The organism is Streptomyces regalis, from assembly GCF_001509475.1.
GTDB classification, from domain to species: Bacteria; Actinomycetota; Actinomycetes; order Streptomycetales; family Streptomycetaceae; genus Streptomyces; species Streptomyces regalis.
The window spans coordinates 1-2,618 of record NZ_LLZG01000171.1; the positions used below are offsets into that span (position 1 = coordinate 1).

Genomic DNA, 2,618 nt, shown 5'->3' on the forward strand with positions numbered 1-2,618 from the left:
CTTCCCTTCGGTCTTGCGTTTCCGACTCTATCAGATCTTTTCTCGATCCGATTTCCTCGGCGCTTTCCAGGTTTCCGCTCTCGCGTTTCCCTTTCCGGCGGTTCCGACTTTATCAGAAGTTCCGGGCCGGACTGACCGGCCACTCATTTCCGAAATCATCGGGAGGGGCTTCTCGGGAATCGATGTTCCACTGAAGCAGACAGATACTCACTCTGCCCGGCTGGGATCTACATCCATGTCCAGGCAACTGTTCGAATCTACCTCCCCACTCGCTCCGTGTCAACGGCTCTTGTGGGGCGAAGAGGAGACTAGCAGCTCAGCAGGGGTGTCCGCACATCAAGCCGCCGTTGGCACGGCGGCGCTGCGCTCGGCCGCCTCGACGTCGCCCGTCTCGCCGGCGCGGGCGGCACGTCCGCCGAGGACATACACGTATGCGAGGAAGGCCAGCTCAGCGGCGACGCCGATGGTGATGCGCGCCCAAGTGGGCAGGCCCGACGGAGTGACGAAGCCTTCGATGGCGCCGGAGACGAAGAGGACCAAGGCGAGGCCTATCGCCATGCTGATCGCGGCTCGGCCTTCCTCGGCGAGGGCGGCGCGTCGGGTGCGGGGGCCCGGGTCGATAAGGGTCCAACCGAGGCGTAGGCCTGTGCCGGTGGCGACGAAGACTGCGGTCAGTTCGAGGAGACCGTGCGGCAGGACGAGGCCGAGGAAGGTATCGAGGCGTCCTGCCGAGGACATCAGGCCGAAGCCGACACCGAGGTTGAGCATGTTCTGGAAGAGGATCCAGAGCACTGGGAGGCCTAGAAAGATGCCAAGGATCAGACACAGGGCGGCGGCCCAGGCGTTGTTCGTCCAGACCTGGGCCGCGAAGGACGCCGCTGGGTGGCTGGAGTAGTACGTCTCGTACTGGCCGCCGGGGCGCGTGAGCTCGCGGAGCTCGCTGGGGGCCGCGATGGTGGCCTGTATTTCAGGGTGTGTGCCGATCCACCAGCCCAGGAGAGCTGCGATGAGGGTCGACAGAAGCGCCGTGGGAACCCACCAGTGGCGCGACCGGTAGACCGCGGCTGGGAAACCGTGGGCAAGGAAGCGGGTGACATCGCGCCAGGAGGCGCGTCGCGTGCCGGTCACGGCACTACGCGCGCGTGCCACAAGTTGGCTGAGCCTGCCCGTCAGCTGCGGGTCCGGGGCGCTGGACTGGATCAGGGAAAGATGGGTGGCCGTGCGCTGATAGAGGGCGACGAGTTCGTCGGCCTCGGCGCCCGTTAGACGGCGCTGGCGCCCGAGCAGGGCGTCCAGGCGGTCCCACTCGGCTCGGTGGGCGGTGACGAAGACGTCGAGGTCCATCTGCTTTCCTGCTCCCCGGCTGTTCGTCGACGGCTCGTCGTAGGTGTCAGCTTGTCGTACTGCGACGCAATGCGCCCTCAGCTTGGCAGACTGGCCATTCCAGGGGCAGGTCAGGGGAAGGACGGACCGCGTGAGTGAGCTGGTGACGGGCGAGGCGGTGGCGCTGGAGTTGCGCCCCGCGAAGCTGCCCAGCAGGGCGCTTGCCGTGCTGCTCGATCTGGCCGTGGCCGTGATCGCCTACATCGTCCTGACCATTGGTGTGGTGGCTGCCACCGCCTCTCTGGACGAGGCGGCGCAGACCGCGCTGTCGATCGCGATGTTCGTTCTGCTGCTGGTCGGCGGGCCGATCGCGGTTGAGACGCTCAGCCATGGGCGCTCGCTCGGGAAGCTGGCGTGCGGGCTGCGCGTGGTGCGAGACGACGGCGGGCCCATCCGGTTCCGGCACGCGCTGGTGCGGGGCCTCATAGGCGTGATCGAGATTCTGATGACGCTTGGTGTCGTCGCCGTCATCGCTTCGCTCGTGTCCGCGCGTGGGCGTCGGCTCGGTGACGTGTTCGCCGGGACGCTCGTCGTACGAGAACGAGTGCCCCTCACCCGGACAGGCTTCGTTCCTCCGCCTCCGCCGTGGTTGGCCGGACGGTTCTCGGGGCTGGACCTTTCGGCGGTTCCGGATGGGCTGTGGCTGGCCATTCGCCAGTACCTGACGCGCATGCAGCAACTCGACCCGCAGGTCGGATGGAGCATGGCGGAGCGGCTGGCCACGGACCTCGCGGCGCGTACGGGCGCCCCGGCGCCGCAGGGCGTGCCGCCGGCGGCGTATCTCGCGGCGGTTCTGCAGGAACGGCAAGCGCGGGAGGCGCGGCGCGCGTTCGGGAATGGGCCGACCGCGGGTGCAGTGCCTGCTGGTGCCGGTGCGGCAGGGGGTGCGAGCCCTGTGGGTGGGGTGAATCCTGTGAGTGGTGTGGGGGCTGAGACTGGTGCCCCGGGCGTGTACGGTCCTCCGGCTGTGTCGCCCGCTGCTGCTCCGCCTCTGCCTGCGCCGCAGGACGCGGTACGGCCGGCCCCGGCCGCCCCGGCGGCACAGGACGAGTCATCAGCCGAGCGGCCCACCACGGGCTTCGTCCCACCGGCCTAGTAGGGCTCCGTTAGGTCTGTCTCGCGGTCCTGTTTGGGGACATGTTGGTGGTGTGGATGCACATGAAGTGAACCGTGCTCGGGCGAAGTTGGCGTTATTCGTGGCTGACGTCTTCGCCTCGATGCCGCGCAAGGATCAG

The 2,618-nt window shown here is 67.8% G+C and carries 2 protein-coding genes; one reads left to right on the forward strand and one right to left on the reverse strand.

The genetic code is table 11. The features are described from left to right. Positions 1–336: 336 nt before the first annotated feature. A complete protein-coding gene (locus ADL12_RS20835; RefSeq protein WP_062704182.1) occupies positions 337–1,344 on the reverse strand; it encodes a stage II sporulation protein M in 1,008 nt (335 codons plus the stop codon). A 130-nt stretch (positions 1,345–1,474) separates the two neighbouring features. On the opposite strand from ADL12_RS20835, the gene ADL12_RS20840 reads away from it, so the two are divergent. Next, complete coding sequence (locus ADL12_RS20840; RefSeq protein WP_062704183.1) at positions 1,475–2,479, forward strand: RDD family protein; 1,005 nt, start codon at positions 1,475–1,477, stop codon at positions 2,477–2,479. Positions 2,480–2,618 lie beyond the last annotated feature (139 nt).